Origin of the sequence: Columbia Basin potato purple top phytoplasma (assembly GCF_028595955.1) — a bacterium.
Lineage (GTDB): Bacteria > Bacillota_I > Bacilli_A > Acholeplasmatales > Acholeplasmataceae > Phytoplasma.
The window spans coordinates 62956-78175 of the sequence record NZ_JANHJP010000003.1 but is presented as its reverse complement, the minus strand read 5'-3'; the positions used below and the strand labels follow the sequence as shown (position 1 = coordinate 78175).

Annotated in this window: 11 protein-coding genes, 6 tRNA genes and 2 rRNA genes; all 19 read left to right on the top strand. The window is 27.7% G+C overall.

From position 1 onward, the window contains the following. The first annotated feature begins 62 nt into the window (after positions 1–62). The 19 genes from M8044_RS01225 to rplK all read left to right on the top strand — a co-directional run bounded on the left by M8044_RS01225 (position 63) and on the right by rplK (position 15168). Positions 63–2924: ribosomal RNA gene (locus M8044_RS01225) — 23S ribosomal RNA — on the top strand. 64 nt (positions 2925–2988) lie between these two features. Continuing rightward, positions 2989–3103, top strand: a 5S ribosomal RNA gene (gene rrf / locus M8044_RS01220). A gap of 6 nt (positions 3104–3109) precedes the next feature. Further along, positions 3110–3185 (top strand) — tRNA-Val (locus M8044_RS01215). A 25-nt stretch (positions 3186–3210) separates the two neighbouring features. Beyond that, a tRNA-Asn gene (locus tag M8044_RS01210) sits at positions 3211–3286 on the top strand. An 85-nt stretch (positions 3287–3371) separates the two neighbouring features. Next, positions 3372–5498, top strand: a complete 2127-nt coding sequence (locus tag M8044_RS01205; RefSeq protein WP_273585244.1) for a polyribonucleotide nucleotidyltransferase — start codon at positions 3372–3374, stop codon at positions 5496–5498. Between the two features lie 277 nt (positions 5499–5775). Then, positions 5776–5851, top strand: a tRNA-Glu gene (locus tag M8044_RS01200). A gap of 38 nt (positions 5852–5889) precedes the next feature. Continuing rightward, a tRNA-Arg gene (locus tag M8044_RS01195) sits at positions 5890–5966 on the top strand. A 21-nt stretch (positions 5967–5987) separates the two neighbouring features. Continuing rightward, positions 5988–6064 (top strand) — tRNA-Pro (locus M8044_RS01190). A 15-nt stretch (positions 6065–6079) separates the two neighbouring features. Beyond that, positions 6080–6154: transfer RNA gene (locus M8044_RS01185), tRNA-Gly, on the top strand. 270 nt (positions 6155–6424) lie between these two features. Beyond that, a complete protein-coding gene (gene rplM, locus M8044_RS01180) occupies positions 6425–6898 on the top strand; it encodes a 50S ribosomal protein L13 (protein WP_273585251.1) in 474 nt (157 codons plus the stop codon). Between the two features lie 7 nt (positions 6899–6905). Next, positions 6906–7298 (top strand): 30S ribosomal protein S9, encoded by a 393-nt coding sequence (rpsI, locus tag M8044_RS01175; protein ID WP_273585243.1) that lies wholly within the window; start codon positions 6906–6908, stop codon positions 7296–7298. A gap of 111 nt (positions 7299–7409) precedes the next feature. Then, on the top strand, positions 7410–8750 hold the full coding sequence (gltX, locus tag M8044_RS01170; protein WP_273585242.1) for a glutamate--tRNA ligase: 1341 nt from the start codon (positions 7410–7412) through the stop codon (positions 8748–8750). A gap of 34 nt (positions 8751–8784) precedes the next feature. Next, complete coding sequence (cysS, locus tag M8044_RS01165) at positions 8785–10098, top strand: cysteine--tRNA ligase (RefSeq protein WP_277999093.1); 1314 nt, start codon at positions 8785–8787, stop codon at positions 10096–10098. Between the two features lie 52 nt (positions 10099–10150). Then, entirely contained in the window at positions 10151–12463 is a 2313-nt protein-coding gene (locus tag M8044_RS01160; protein WP_273585241.1) for an HAD-IC family P-type ATPase, read from the top strand. 66 nt (positions 12464–12529) lie between these two features. Beyond that, on the top strand, positions 12530–13246 hold the full coding sequence (gene rlmB, locus M8044_RS01155) for a 23S rRNA (guanosine(2251)-2'-O)-methyltransferase RlmB (protein ID WP_273585240.1): 717 nt from the start codon (positions 12530–12532) through the stop codon (positions 13244–13246). A gap of 32 nt (positions 13247–13278) precedes the next feature. Then, a complete protein-coding gene (rpmG, locus tag M8044_RS01150; protein ID WP_273585239.1) occupies positions 13279–13497 on the top strand; it encodes a 50S ribosomal protein L33 in 219 nt (72 codons plus the stop codon). 23 nt (positions 13498–13520) lie between these two features. Further along, the gene (locus tag M8044_RS01145) at positions 13521–13916 is read left to right on the top strand and encodes a hypothetical protein (RefSeq protein ID WP_273585238.1); all 396 of its coding nucleotides are present in this window, start codon (positions 13521–13523) and stop codon (positions 13914–13916) included. 46 nt (positions 13917–13962) lie between these two features. Continuing rightward, a complete protein-coding gene (gene nusG / locus M8044_RS01140; protein ID WP_273585237.1) occupies positions 13963–14577 on the top strand; it encodes a transcription termination/antitermination protein NusG in 615 nt (204 codons plus the stop codon). A 165-nt stretch (positions 14578–14742) separates the two neighbouring features. After that, positions 14743–15168, top strand: a complete 426-nt coding sequence (rplK, locus tag M8044_RS01135; protein WP_273585236.1) for a 50S ribosomal protein L11 — start codon at positions 14743–14745, stop codon at positions 15166–15168. Positions 15169–15220: the final 52 nt, after the last annotated feature.

Sequence of the window (15220 nt, the reverse complement as noted above, 5' to 3'; positions counted from 1 at the left end):
AATAGGTTCTGCTTAAAAAGTTCTTTGAAAAGTAGATAAACATGCTTTAAAATTTTCATAAAGTTGAAGGAAGTAAGGGCATATAGTGGATGCCTTGGCACTAAGAGCTGATGAAGGACGCAATTAACGGCGATACACCATGGGGAGTTGTAAATAAATGGAGATCCATGGGTTTCCGAATGGGGCAACCTACTACAATAAACTTGTAGTTTTTTGATTTCGATCAAAAAGGAAACGCAGTGAACTGAAATATCTAAGTAACTGCAGGAAAAGAAAGTAATAACGATTCCGCTAGTAGTGACGAGCGAACGCGGATCAGCCTTGGATACTATTACTAGTTACAAAATAAAAAGTTATTTGAAGTTTTTGGAAAGAAACACCAAAGAAGGTGATAGTCCTGTAAAAAGAAACTTTTTATCTAGAGTATCCTAAAAAGTACGGCGAGACACGAGAAATCTTGTTGGAAGAAATCGGGAGGACCATCTCCCAAGGCTAAATACTCCTTAGTGACCGATAGTGAACTAGTACCGTGAGGGAAAGGTGAAAAGAACCCCGGGAGGGGAGTGAAATAGATCCTGAAACTGTATGCCTACAATTAGTCAGAGCTCGTTAATGAGTGATGGCTTGCCTTTTGCAGAATGAACCGGCGAGTTATGATATAGAGCAAGGTTAAGTTTGAAGGAACGGAGCCGTAGCGAAAGCGAGTCTTAAAAGGGCGTTGAGTTGTATGTCATAGACCCGAAACTGAAGTGAGCTAGCCATGAGCAGGTTGAAGTGTGGTTGACCCTACATGGAGGACCGAACCAGGACACGTTGAAAAGTGTTTGGATGACTTGTGGCTAGGGGTGAAATTCCAATCGAACTCAGAGATAGCTGGTTCTCCCCGAAATAGCTTTAAGGCTAGCGTTGATTCATAGTTTTCATGAAGGTAGAGCACTAGATGAGTGATGGCTCCACCTCGGGGTACTGATCTCAATTAAACTCCGAATGTCATGAAAAACCATCAGCAGTCAGACTACGGGTGATAAGGTCCGTGGTCAAAAGGGAAAGAGCCCAGACCGTCAGCTAAGGTCCCTAAATTAATGTTAAGTGGAAAAGGAAGTAAAGACGTTAAAACAGCTAGGAAGTTGGCTTAGAAGCAGCCATCTTTTAAAGAGTGCGTAATAGCTCACTAGTCTAATGACTTTGCACCGAAAATTTATCGGGGCTCAAACATTATACCGAAGCTACGGATACTAACTTAGGTTAGATATGGTAGGGGAAGCGTTCTGATGTCAGTGAAGCCATAGCGGAAGCAGTGGTGGAGAAATCAGAAGTGAGAATGCCGGTGTAAGTAACGAAAAGATAGGTGAGAATCCTATCCGTCGAAAACCCAAGGTTTCCAGGGGCAGGTTCGTCCGCCCTGGGTTAGTCAGGTCCTAAGGCGAGGTAGAAATACGTAGTCGATGGAAAGCAGGCGAAGATTCCTGCACTAAAAAAACAACTGATGGAGGGACAAAGAAGGCTAGGCATGCCCTTTATATGGATTAGGGTAGAAAGATCGAGTTTGAGAAGACAGGCAAATCCGTTTTCTTATTCCAAAAAATGAGATCTGAAAGTAAAATGACCGACGTCAAACTTTCAAGAAAAGCTTCTAGGGTTAATTGTTTTTTTACCTGTACCGTAAACCGACACAGGTGGGATGGTAGAGTATACTAAGACGCGCGAGAAAACTCTTGTTAAGGAACTCGGCAAAATTGCTCCGTAACTTAGGGATAAGGAGAGCTTTTATATCAAAAGTAAAAGCCACAGAAAAGAAGCCCAAGCGACTGTTTATCAAAAACATAGGTCTCTGCTAAACCGTGAGGTGATGTATAGGGGCTGATGCCTGCCCGGTGCTGGAAGATTAAAAGGAGATGTTAGGGTCAAACCGAAGCTTCGAATTGAAGTCCCAGTGAACGGCGGCCGTAACTATAACGGTCCTAAGGTAGCGAAATTCCTTGTCGGGTAAATTCCGACCCGCACGAAAGGCATAACGATTTGGGCGCTGTCTCAACAAGAGTCTCGGTGAAATCAAACTATCGGTGAAAATGCCGATTACCCGCGACAGGACGAAAAGACCCCATGGAGCTTTACTGTAGCTTAATATTGAATGTGAGAAATTGATGTACAGAATAGGTGGGAGACAGAGAACTTTAGACGCCAGTTTAAAGGGAGTCACCTTTGGGATACCACTCTTTAATTTTTTATGTTCTAACCTGCGTGAGTGTATCACGAGGGACAGTGTTTGGTGGGCAGTTTGACTGGGGCGGTCGCCTCCTAAAGAGTAACGGAGGCGTTCATAAGGTTCCCTCAAAATGGTCGGAAATCATTTAGAGAGCGTAAAGGCATAAGGGAGCTTGACTGCGAGACCTACAAGTCGAGCAGAGACGAAAGTCGGACTTAGTGATCTTACGATACCGCATGGAAGGGTCGTAACTCAACGGATAAAAGCTACCCTGGGGATAACAGGCTTATCGCTTCCGAGCGTTCACAGCGACGAAGCGGTTTGGCACCTCGATGTCGGCTCATCGCATCCTGGAGCTGGAGAAGGTTCCAAGGGTTGGGCTGTTCGCCCATTAAAGCGGAACGCGAGCTGGGTTCAGAACGTCGTGAGACAGTTCGGTCTCTATCCGTCGTGGGCGTTGGAAATTTGAAAAGAGCTGTCCCTAGTATGAGAAGACCGGGATGGATATACCGCTGGTGTTTCAGTTGGTTCGCCAGAGCCACAGCTGAGTAGCTATGTATAGAAAGGATAAACACTGAAAGCATCTAAGTGTGAAGCCTCCTTTAAGATGAGATTTCCCTATGAGATCCCTGAAAGACTATCAGGTTGATAGGCTAGAGGTGTAAGAAGAGTGATCTTTTAAGCTGACTAGTACTAATAGATCCATTGACTTTGATTTTAAGAAAAATAATAATGAGTTATGTTTATCTAGTTTTGAGAGAAACTTTCTAATTTTGAAAGGATCTTGGTGATTTATGAAAGGGGAAACACCTGTTACCATTCCGAATACAGCAGTTAAGTCCTTTCAACCCGACAATAGTTTTTGGTTTCAAAAGCGAAAATAGGATTTGCCAAGATTTCTTTAGAGGATTAGCTCAGTTGGGAGAGCGTCTGCCTTACAAGCAGAAAGTCGGGGGTTCAAGTCCCTCATCCTCTACCATGTTTTTCTTTTTATGAGATGAATTGCCTATATAGCTCAGTTGGTAGAGCATCTGACTGTTAATCAGAGGGTCCTAGGTTCGAGCCCTAGTATAGGCGCCAGATAATAAAAATATAAAAAAATTTTTAAAAATGAATTTTATTTTTAAAAGTAGTTTTTAATTTTTAGAAAAAGGTAAAATGTTTAATGGCTTCACAAATATTTGAAACTATTTTTGAAAATAATCTATTAACTGTTGAAATCAATAGTTTAGCTACGCAAGCAAATGGCTCAGTATTAATTCGTTATAAAGAAAGCGTTATTTTAACTGTATCAGTATCTGGCCAAAAAGACACTATTTTGTCTTATTTCCCTTTAACAGTTGTTTATCAAGAAAAACTTTATGCTGTAGGGAAAATACCTGGCAGCTTTACTAAAAGAGAAGGAAGACCTTCTGATAGCGAAATTTTAAATTCTCGTTTGATTGATAGAACTTTAAGACCTTTATTTCCTAAAAATTTTAAAAAAGAAATCCAGATAGTAAATACTATTTTAAGTAGTTATTATGATTGTTATAACGAGATTTTTGCTATTTTAACAAGTTCTTTATCTTTGCTTATATCAGATATCCCTTTTATAGAATCTGTTTCAGCAGTTTGTATAGGTAGAATAGATAATAAATTTATTGTTAATCCTAATTTAGATCAAAGAGATAAATCTGATTTTTTATTAACTTTATCAGGGACCAAAGAAAGTTTAAATATGATCGAAGCTTTTGCTAAAGAAACACCTGAAGAAGTTTTATTGGAAGCTATGATTTATGGACATGAGATAATTAAAAAACTTTGTATTTTTCAAGATGAAATTATGGATAAAATTGATCCACAGAAAAGAAATATTGAAGAATTAGATTTTAACAAAGAATTATACTCTAATATAAAGAGTAAATATTCTAATCAAATAGAATATATTTTAAGTAAAAGTTCTCAACAAAAACAAGATACAAAATTATTTAAGAGTGATATTGATCAATTAAAAGAACAAATTTTAACAGAATATCAAAACGATGAATGTATTTTGTCTGGTGATCAACAAACTTTGGTTCAAGTAGAAAATATTTTTAATGATTTATTTCATAAAGAATTTAGAAAAATGATTATTAAAGATAAAAAAAGAATTGATGGAAGAAGATTAGACGAAATAAGACCGATCAAAAGCCAAATATCTTTATTACCTAGAGCTCATGGATCAGCTCTTTTTACAAGAGGTAAAACACAAAGTTTATCAGTTGTTACTTTAGGAACTTTAAAAGAAAGTAAAATGATTGATGATTTAACAGAAGAAGAAAAACGTTTTATTTTGCATTATAATTTTCCTCCTTTTTCTGTTGGTGAAATAGGTAGATATATGTCACCATCCAGAAGAGAAATAGGTCATGGTATTTTAGCTGAAAAAGCATTGTTTCATCTTTTGCCTTCAGAAGAAGAATTTCCTTATTCTATTAGAGTGGTTTCAGAAATTTTAGAATCTAACGGTTCTTCCTCTCAAGCTACTATTTGCGCGGCTTCAATGGCATTAATGGATGCTGGAGTACCATTAAAAAAACTTATAGCCGGAATAGCTATGGGTTTGTTTTATGATAACGAAGAATATGTTATTTTAAGTGATATTCAAGGTTTAGAAGATCATGAAGGAGATATGGATTTAAAAGCAGCAGGTACTAAAAAAGGAATTACTGCTTTACAAATGGATATTAAAATTAAAAATATTAATTTTGATATTTTGAAAGAATTATTAAACAAAGCACGAATTGGCAGAATAGAAATTTTGGAAAAGATGAATTTAGTTATTACTGATAATAAAAAAGAAGTTTCGGTTTACGCTCCTAAAGTTAAAGTTATTAATATTCAGGCGGACAAAATAAGAGATATTATAGGAACAGGCGGTAAAATTATTTCTCGTATTATCGAAAAATATGATAATGTTCAAATAGATATTAAACAAAATGGAAAAATATTTATTAATCATCATAATATTGATATCGTTAATAATGTAGCTGATTATATTTTAAATTTAGTTAAAGATATCAAGGTAGGAGAAGTTTATCAAGTGACTGTTTTAAAAATTTTAAGCAATAAACAAGGTCAATCTTTTGGCGCAATAGTAGAGATTTTTCCAGGTGTTGAAGGTTTTATTCATGTTAGTCAATTGGCTGATACGAGAACAGAACACGTTCAAGATGTTTTAAATATCGGTAATAAAGTATTTGTTAAATGTATTGATATTGATAATAAAGGTAAAATTTTTTTATCTTTGAAAAATTATAAAGTTTAGTTTAATTTTATAAATTAAAGTTTTTATATTTCATTAAAAATAATTAATTTATTAAATAAAATAAATTAATTATTTTTAAATTTTAATTAATATTAAATATATATAATATTAGATATAAAAATTATTTTTCAAATAATTTATTTTATTTTTTTGTTTATTATTTTTGTTTTATGTTTAAATTATGTTAAAATTATTTATGCGTGGTTATGCTATATTGTTTTTTATTTTTATATTTTTTTGTATTATATGAAGTATTTAATTATAATAAGTCTAGAGAGGCCCGTTGGAGAAACGGTTAACTCACATGCCTTTCACGCATGCATTCACGGGTTCGAATCCCGTACGGGTCACCAAAATAAATATTCTTAAAATAGTGTTTTAATTTAAAAAAACACCCATAGCTTAATTGGATAGAGCATCTGACTACGGATCAGAAGGTTAGGGGTTCGAGTCCTCTTGGGTGTGCCATTTTTGTTTAATTATTGAAATCGGGAAGTAGCTTAGCTTGGTATAGCGCCTGGTTTGGGACCAGGAGGTCGCGGGTTCAAATCCTGTCTTCCCGACCATTATAAAAAATATAAGCGGATGTTGTATAATGGTCATTACCTTAGCCTTCCAAGCTAAAGATGTGGGTTCGATTCCCATCATCCGCTCCATTTTATATTTATTTAATATATTTGATTGAAAAATTAATAATTGGTTAATTGTTTTGTTTAATGGTTATTATTTGAGTATAAAAAAATATAATTCAAATAATAAATATTAAATTTTTTATTTGAATTATATTTTCTTTGAATATTAATAATTTGATATTGATATTTAGATATTATTTTTATATAATTAAATGAGATTTATTTAATGATTTACTTAATTAAAATTTAAAAAATAAACTTGTTATTAAGTAGAAAGTGTTGTGTATTTTGAATATGGTTGACATTATTAATAAAAAAGAAAAATTAAAACCTGATAATAATAAAACTTTTTCTGTCAATAAAGAACAAGTAGTAAAAAAATGGTATTTAATTGATGTCGAAGGAAAAATTTTAGGCAGATGTGCTACTAAAATTGCTAGTATTTTGAAAGGCAAATCTAAAACTTATTTTACTCCTAATGTTGATAATGGAGATTATGTTGCTGTTATTAACGCTTCTAAAATTAAATTAACAGGTAAAAAATGGCAAAAAAAAATTTATTATAGACATTCGGGTTATCCTGGTGGTTTATCTAAAAGAACTGCTTCAGAAATGATGCAAAAGTTTCCTACTCGTGTTGTTGAAAAAGCTATTTTAGGTATGTTGCCTCATACTAAATTAGGCAATCAAATGCGTAAAAAATTATTTGTGTATTCTAATGAAAATCATAGACATGAATCACAAAAACCAACAATTTTAGAGGTGTAATGTTATAATGAATAAAAATCAGTATTTTGGTTTAGGAAGACGTAAAAGTTCGGTTGCGAGAGTAATTTTGGTACCAGGTTCTGGCAATATTAAAATAAATGAAAGAGAATTTGTGGATTATATTTCTTCTAAAGAAGTTCGTCTTAAAACTATTATGCCTTTAAAGTTAACTAAAACTTTAGAAAAATATGATATTATCGCTAATGTTTATGGCGGTGGAACAACATCTCAAGCAGAAGCTATTAGACTTGGTATATCTCGATCTTTATTAGAAGTAGAACCAAGTTTAAGAATTATTTTAAAAAAAGCTAGTTTATTAACAAGGGATTCTCGTTGTGTAGAGCGAAAAAAATATGGTTTAAAAAAAGCTCGTCGCGCTCCTCAATTTTCAAAACGTTAATTTTATTTATATTGTTAAAATAAATTTAAAAAGAGTCTTTTATCTTTATAAAAGACTCTTTTATTGTTTTTTGAATAATATTATTTCTTTAAATTTAAGGATTGGATAAATATGCAAAATATAAGAGTACGTTATGCACCGAGTCCTACTGGTTTTTTACATATTGGTAATGCTAGGACTGCTTTATTTAATTATTTATTTGCTAAAACCCATAAAGGTAAATTTATTATTAGAATAGAAGATACTGATTTGACTCGTAATGTTTCTAATAGCGAAATTTCTCAATTAGAACAATTAAAATGGTTAGGTATTGTTTGGGATGAAGGTCCTGATTGTCAGGGTTCTTTTGGTCCTTATAAACAATCAGAAAGATTAATGATTTATCAAAAGTATACTCAAATTTTATTAGATAAAAAACTTGCCTATAAAGAATATCAAAATAATAATGATAAATTTGTGGTTCGTTTTAAAGTACCATCAAATAATTTATATGAATTTGATGATTTAATAAGAGGTAAATTGTGTTTTGATAGCAGTCAAATAGAAGATTGGATTATAATGAAAGAAAATAATTTTCCTACTTATAATTATGCTGTTGCTATTGATGATCATTTAATGCAAATATCTCATGTTTTAAGAGGAGAAGAACATATCACTAACACTCCTAAACAAATGATGATTTATAAAGCGTTTGGTTGGGATGCCCCTATTTTCTGTCATATGTCTTTGATATTAAATAAAAATAAAAAAAAATTAAGCAAAAGAGATTCAGATATATTTCCGTTTATTAAAAAATATATTGATGCAGGATATTTACCTGATGCTTTATTTAATTTTTTATTTCTGTTAGGTTTTGCTCCTAATAGTGATAAAACTATTTTTTCTAAAAAAGAAATTATTACTTTATTTAATGAAAAAAGATTTGTGAAAGCTCCTGCTGTTTTTGATGATCAAAAATTATCTTTTATTAATAATCAATATTTAAAACAAATGACTTTATTAGAATTAGTAGAAAAAACTAAAATTTTGTTCGAAAGAGAAAAAATTTTTTTAGAATACAGTTATTTAACTAAAATAGTTCTTTTATTTAGGGATAGGATAAATTATATTGGAGAAATAGTAGATTTATATTTAGACTTTTTTATAAAAGAAAAAGAAATAGATGATCAAATAATTTTCTTTTTAAAAGATAATAAAATTAGTTCATCAATTAAAATGTTGAAAGACTTATTTTTGAAATTAGAAGGTTTTCAGTTATCGGATATCGAACAATTTATTCAAAATTTTAGTCAATTGTCGCATTTAAAAGGAAAACAACTTTTTCTTACTATTAGAATATCTTGCACTGGAAGATCAAATGGTCCTCATTTATTAAATTATTTAGAATTATTAGGAAAACAAAAAATTTCGAAAAATATTCAAAAAGTATTAAATATATTATCGCATAATTAATTTTTATATATATCTTATAGTAAAGGGTTTTATTTTGAAAATTTATAATTCTTTAATTGATCAAAAAGAAAATTTTTGTTTTTCAAAACAAAAAAAAATTAATATTTATGTTTGTGGGCCTACAGTATATGATCATTTACATATAGGCAATATAAGATCTTTAATTTTTTTTGATCTTGTCAAAAAATATTTATCTAATTTAGGGTTAGAAGTTTGTTTAGTAGTGAATATCACCGATATTGATGATAAAATAATTCAAAAAGCTATAGATTTAAAAACAACAGAAGCACAAATATCCCAAAAATATATTAATTATTTCTTTGAATTATTATTAAAATTAGAAATTAAAACAATTGATAAGCATCCTTTAGTTACAAATTACATCTCTGATATCATATTGTATATACAAGAGTTAATGGATAAGGGATATACTTATTTTACAGATGAAGGAATTTATTTTAAATCGAGATTAATTACTCAATACGGAGAAATGAGTAATCAAGATTTAATAAAGTTAAAAAAAAATGCTAGAAAACAATTAGATGTTCAAAAAGAAAATACAGAAGATTTTATTTTATGGAAAAAAACTAATATTGGAGTTAAATATTCAAGTCCCTGGTTTCCTGGTAGACCAGGATGGCATACTGAATGTGTTGTTATAATTCGAAACATTTTCAAAAATACTATAGATATTCATGGTGGAGGCATTGATTTAAAATTTCCTCATCATACAAATGAACAGGCTCAATTTTGGGCCACAAATAAAAAAAAATTATCTAATTTTTTTATGCATATAGGTTATGTTGGTTATAAAAATAATAAGATGAGTAAATCTTTAGGAAATGTTGTTTTAGCAAAAGATTTGTTAAAACGTTTTACCCCTAATGTTATTAAAATGTTTTTTTTATCTTACCATTATTTACAGCCTATTAACTATAATCAGAAAATAATAGAAGAAATCCAGTTAAAATATGATAAAATTATTTATACTCTAAATAAAAATAATTTTCAGTTTTTTTTAAATAAAATTAATAATCAAGAAATCGATTCTTTTTATATTCAAAAATTTCATTTTTTAATGTCAAATGATTTTAATACTCCCAATGTTTTAACTTTAATAGAAGAATTATTAAAAAAAATAAATAAAACTTTTGATTTAAATTCTTTATTAATATTACAAAATACATTGATTTTTTTATTTAATAATTTAAGTATTAATATCGTTTTAAAAGAAATCACTGAAGAAAAAATTAAACTTTATTATTTATGGTTAGAAATAAAAGAGAAAAAAGATTTTGTTCAAGCAGATAATTTAAGAAAAATTTTAAAAAAAGAAATGTTGATTTGAAAAAAATTGTAAATTGATAAAATAAAATAAATAAGATGGTATATATTTTCTTATGATCAAAAAAAAATCAAATTCTGAAATGAAAAAAAATAATTTTACTTTTGATTTAAAAGGTTTAACTTTAGAAGAAGTTGAACAAAAAATAAAAAATAAACAAAATAATTTATTTATTTCGAATATTAATAAAAGTATTTTAAATATACTTTTTACTAATATTTTTACTTTTTTTAATTTTTTATTATTGGTAGTTACTTGTTTTATTCTTTATGTTAAACATTATGAGCAATTATTTTTTTTATTTATAAATATACTAAATATTTGTATTAATATTTTTCAAGAAATTAAAGCAAAAAGAACTTTAGATAAAATTTCTCTATTAAAACCTAATTATACTTTCGTTATTAGAGAAGGTCTTATGACTCAAATATTAATTGATGATGTTGTTACCGAAGATATTCTTTTTTTAGAATTAGGTTCTCAAATAGTGGCTGATGCAAAAGTTAAAAAAGGTGTTATAGAAGTTGATGAATCTATTTTAACAGGTGAATCTAAATTAATTTTAAAAAAAGAAGGAGACATTTTATATTCAGGTAGTTATGTTGTTAGCGGCAATGCTTGCGCTGAAGTTATATTTGTTGGCGCTCAAACTTATATCGCTAAATTAACACAAGAAGCAAAAAGATATAAAAAAATCGAAACACCATTAATAAGAAGTTTATCTTCGTTCGTTTTGTCTCTGTTTTTTTTATTAATTCCTATGACTTTTATTTTATATTGCGTTCCTCGACCGATTAATTTTACAGACGAAAAGTTTATTTTAGGATTATGCGGCTTTATTTTATCAATGGTGCCATTTGGTTTATTCCTTTTAACTAGTACCACTTTATTTGTTAGTTTTATTAAATTAGCTAAAAAAAATGTTTATATTAAAGAACTTTTCGGCATCGAAATGTTAGCTCAAATAGATATTTTATGTTTAGATAAAACAGGTACTATTACTAGTGGCAATATGGAAGTGAAAAATGTTTTAAAATATCCAGATTTTGATTTATTGCCAGAAGATTTAATTTTTGATATTATCAATGTTTTTCCTATCAACAATCCGACTCAAAAAGCTTTATATCAAAAATTTTGTTCTTCTGAAATTTTAAGTAAAAAAAAAATAAGTTATCAAATTTTAAAAAAACAACCTTTTTCTAGTATTAATAAATATAGCGCAGTAGAAATAGAAAAATCCGGAACATTTGTTTTGGGAGCTCCTGAATTTATTTTAAAAAAACAATTTCATCAAATCCAAGAAGATTTTCAAAAGTTAGTAAATTTAGGTTATAGAGTTTTGCTTTTAGCGAAAACTGATACTTCATTAGATGATATTAATTATGATACTGAATATAAAATTATATCTCTTATTTCTTTAGAAGAACAAATTAAAGAAGACGCTTTAAATACTATTAATTATTTTATTCAAAACGGTATTAACATAAAAATTATTTCAGGAGATAATCCTAAAACAATAGCTCATATTGCTCAGAGATTAAATATAATTGATTCTTCAGAACAATCGATTAGTTTGATGGATTTAAATTCAGAAGAATTAAATCAAATATCATCAAAGTATAATGTATTTGGTAGAGCGAATCCTCAACAAAAAAAAAATATTATTAATAATTTAAAAAAACAAAATAATAAAGTAGCAATGATAGGCGATGGTGTTAATGATATTTCGGCTTTCAAAGAATCTGATGTTTCAGTTGCTATGGCTTCAGGCAACGAGGCGAGTAAAAATGCTGCTAATTTAATTTTACTTGATTCACAATTTAGTTCTTTAATTCAAGTAGTGATTGAAGGCAGAAGAGTTGTTAATAATTTACAAAAAATTTCTATTTTATTTTTAACTAAAACGATTTTATCTTTTTTATTAGCATTTGTTACTATATTTTTTAATTTGATTCATTGGAAAAATGGTCCAAGAATACCTTTTCCTTTGCAACCTTTGCAATTTAATTTAATAGATACTTTTTTTATCGGGATCCCTTCTTTCTTTTTAGCTTTGGAAATGAATAATAAAAAAATAACTGAATCGTTTTTTAGAAGTATTTTAGGAAAAGCCTTACCTTATTCTATTTTGATGACTTTATTTTATGTTTTATTATTATTTTTTTATAATAATATTGGATCAAACAATGTTTCGATTTTATTCAATATTTTTAGCTCTTTCGTATTTTTTTATCTTTTAATATTAATTTCTAGACCCTTTAATAAATGGAAAAAAATATTAGTTTTTTCACTTTTTTTATCTTTTCTTTTTATTTATTTATTAATTTTTGCGAAAGATATAAATCATTTGATTAATTTAATGAAATAAATTATATTTATTTATATGATAATCATATTAATTTAAAAATTTTTATTTTAAAGAAAGTTTTATAAAATGATAGTTTATGGTAAAAATGTAATTAAAGAGGTTGTAATCAATAAAAGACCTATTTATGAATTGTATATAAATAGCAAGATGCAAGATAGATTTTTTTTAAATTTTTTGAATCAAAATAATATTGAATATAAATTTTTAGATAAACATCAATTAAATGAAAAATCTAAAAGTTTTGATCATCAAGGAGTAGTAGCTAAAGTTAAAGATTATAAATATCAAGATTTATCATCTTTTTTGAAATCTCATTCTTTAAATTCTAATAAATTTCAAAAGCTTTTAATTTTAGATGAAATTCATGATCCTCATAATTTCGGCGCTATTTTACGTACTATGGAAACCATGAAATTTGATGGTGTTATTGTATCTAAAAAACATCAGGTTCTTTTGAATGGAACAGTAGCTAAAGCATCTAGTGGTGCTTTAGAATATGTTAATATTTTTTTAGCAAATAATTTACATAAAACTATTATAGATTTACAAAAAGAAAATATTATTGTTATCGGTACTGATCCTACATCTTGTTTAACTATGGAAGAAGTAGATACGAATCGTTCTCTTGCTGTTATTTTAGGAAACGAAGGCAAAGGCATTCGTCCTTTATTAAAGAATAAATGTGATTTTTTATTTCAAATACCTATGCATGGACGTATTAATTCTTTAAATGTAAGTGTGGCCGCTGCTTTGATAATGTATAAATTTCAAAATAAAACTTAACTTTTTAATTTTAAAAATTTTTATGTTATAATATGTTTAAATGTCATATTGATTTATTATTGTTTTCGCAAAAATTTTCGCAAAAAAAAGATAATTGTTTGGGTGATATAGTGAAAAAAAATATTTTAATTTGTGATAATTGTTTAAGTCGTAATTATCATATTAATATAAGTAATCGTAATAATAGGTTAAAATTAAAAAAATATTGTCCTCAATGTAAAAAACATATTTTACATGAAGAATCAAGATAAAATAATAAGGAAGATGAATATTAATGGTGTTAAAACAAAATGAAGAACAAACAATGATTAATGCTTTATTAGATGTTATTAAAGAAAAATATGGTTTCGCAAATATTTTTTGTTTTATTTTATCTATTTTTTTAATGGGTTTTTCTATTACTTTGTATAAAACAGAAATTTTTAGCAATTATATAAAAAATAAAAATGTATTTTTGATTTTTTTTATTATTTTTTTTATTATTTTTTTAATTAGTGTTTATCCTTTTTTAAAAACAAGCTTAAAAGATATTAAATTAATCGTTTGGCCTCCTATTCATGAAATGATATTACAAATAATAAAGGTTGTTTATTTTACTATTTTTTTAATTTTTATGATTTATTTGTTTCAATCATTCTATAATTCAATAGATCCTTTGACAAAAAATTGAAAAAAATAAATAAATAAATTTAACAGCAAATATAATAAGGTATTAAATGAAAAACAAAGATAAAATAAATTCTATAAATTCTAAAGAAAACATTAGTAAAGATATAACACAAAGTAATGAAGAAGCTAAATGGTATATAATACAAACTTATTCAGGTTATGAAAACTCTGTTAGAGAAGATTTATTAAAACTTGTTAACAGTAATATCCGTTTGTCTAATTTAATTTTTGAAGTTATTTGTCCGAAAGAGAAGTATTTCAAAGTGAAAGCTGATGGTATGAAACAAGAAAAAGAAAGAAAAATGTTTTCTGGTTATGTTTTTATTAAAATGATTATGACTGATTATTCATGGTTTATAGTTCGTAATCTACAAAAAGTTACTAATTTTTTAGGTTCTACTAAAAAAACTAATACCAAACCAACGCCTTTATCAGAAAAAGAAATAAAAACTATTTTAATCAAAATAGGAGTCATGGCTAAACCAACTTATAATCATTTAATAAATAAAAAAGTAGAGATTACTCATGGTTCTTTTGTAGGTAAAAAAGGGACAGTTGTTCAAATAGATAGCACTAAAAATAGTATGATAGTAGAAATTGATTTATTTGGAAGAAATACTCCTATTGAAATTTCACTTTCTTCTTTTAAAGAAATTTTATAATTTTAAATATATTATTTTTTTATTATATTAATTTATATAAATATGTTATAATTTGAAAGACTTATTTTTTTGTATTTCTTTTTTCCAATTAATTTTTATTTGTTTATTAAAATAATAAATAAAATAATTTTAATAAGTTACTAAATGAGGTTTTAAATTATTCAAATGGCTAAAAATATTGTAAAAACTATTAAATTACAAATTATCGCTGGTAAAGCTAACCCAGCTCCTCCAGTAGGACCAGCTTTAGGACAAGCACAAGTTAATATACCTTTGTTTTGTTCTCAATTTAATGAAGCTACTAAAGATAAGGTGGGTTTCGTAATTCCTGTTGTTATTTTTGTTTACGATGACAGAACTTTTAGTTTTGTTGTGAAAACACCTCCTGCTAGTGATCTTTTAAAGAAAGCCGCTAATATCAAAAAAGGATCATCTAATTCTAATAAAGATAAAGTAGCTACTTTAACACATAAGCAAATTGAAGAAATTGCTAAAAATAAATCTTCTAATTTAAATTCTTATAATTTAGAGCAAGCCTGTAAAATAATAAAAGGAACTGCTTCTAGTATGGGTATTGAAATAGTTGAATGATATTTTTAATTTTATAGAAAGAATTAATATTTTGTAATAAAAATATTTAGAT

Bases quoted from the DNA above. Each gene is read 5' to 3' on its own strand.
- M8044_RS01205 (WP_273585244.1), top strand. From the start codon at position 3,372: ATGGCTTCACAAATATTTGAAACTATTTTTGAAAATAATCTATTAACT.
- rplM (WP_273585251.1), top strand. From the start codon at position 6,425: ATGGTTGACATTATTAATAAAAAAGAAAAATTAAAACCTGATAATAAT.
- rpsI (WP_273585243.1), top strand. From the start codon at position 6,906: ATGAATAAAAATCAGTATTTTGGTTTAGGAAGACGTAAAAGTTCGGTT.
- gltX (WP_273585242.1), top strand. From the start codon at position 7,410: ATGCAAAATATAAGAGTACGTTATGCACCGAGTCCTACTGGTTTTTTA.
- M8044_RS01160 (WP_273585241.1), top strand. From the start codon at position 10,151: ATGATCAAAAAAAAATCAAATTCTGAAATGAAAAAAAATAATTTTACT.
- rlmB (WP_273585240.1), top strand. From the start codon at position 12,530: ATGATAGTTTATGGTAAAAATGTAATTAAAGAGGTTGTAATCAATAAA.
- rpmG (WP_273585239.1), top strand. From the start codon at position 13,279: ATGTTTAAATGTCATATTGATTTATTATTGTTTTCGCAAAAATTTTCG.
- M8044_RS01145 (WP_273585238.1), top strand. From the start codon at position 13,521: ATGGTGTTAAAACAAAATGAAGAACAAACAATGATTAATGCTTTATTA.
- nusG (WP_273585237.1), top strand. From the start codon at position 13,963: ATGAAAAACAAAGATAAAATAAATTCTATAAATTCTAAAGAAAACATT.
- rplK (WP_273585236.1), top strand. From the start codon at position 14,743: ATGGCTAAAAATATTGTAAAAACTATTAAATTACAAATTATCGCTGGT.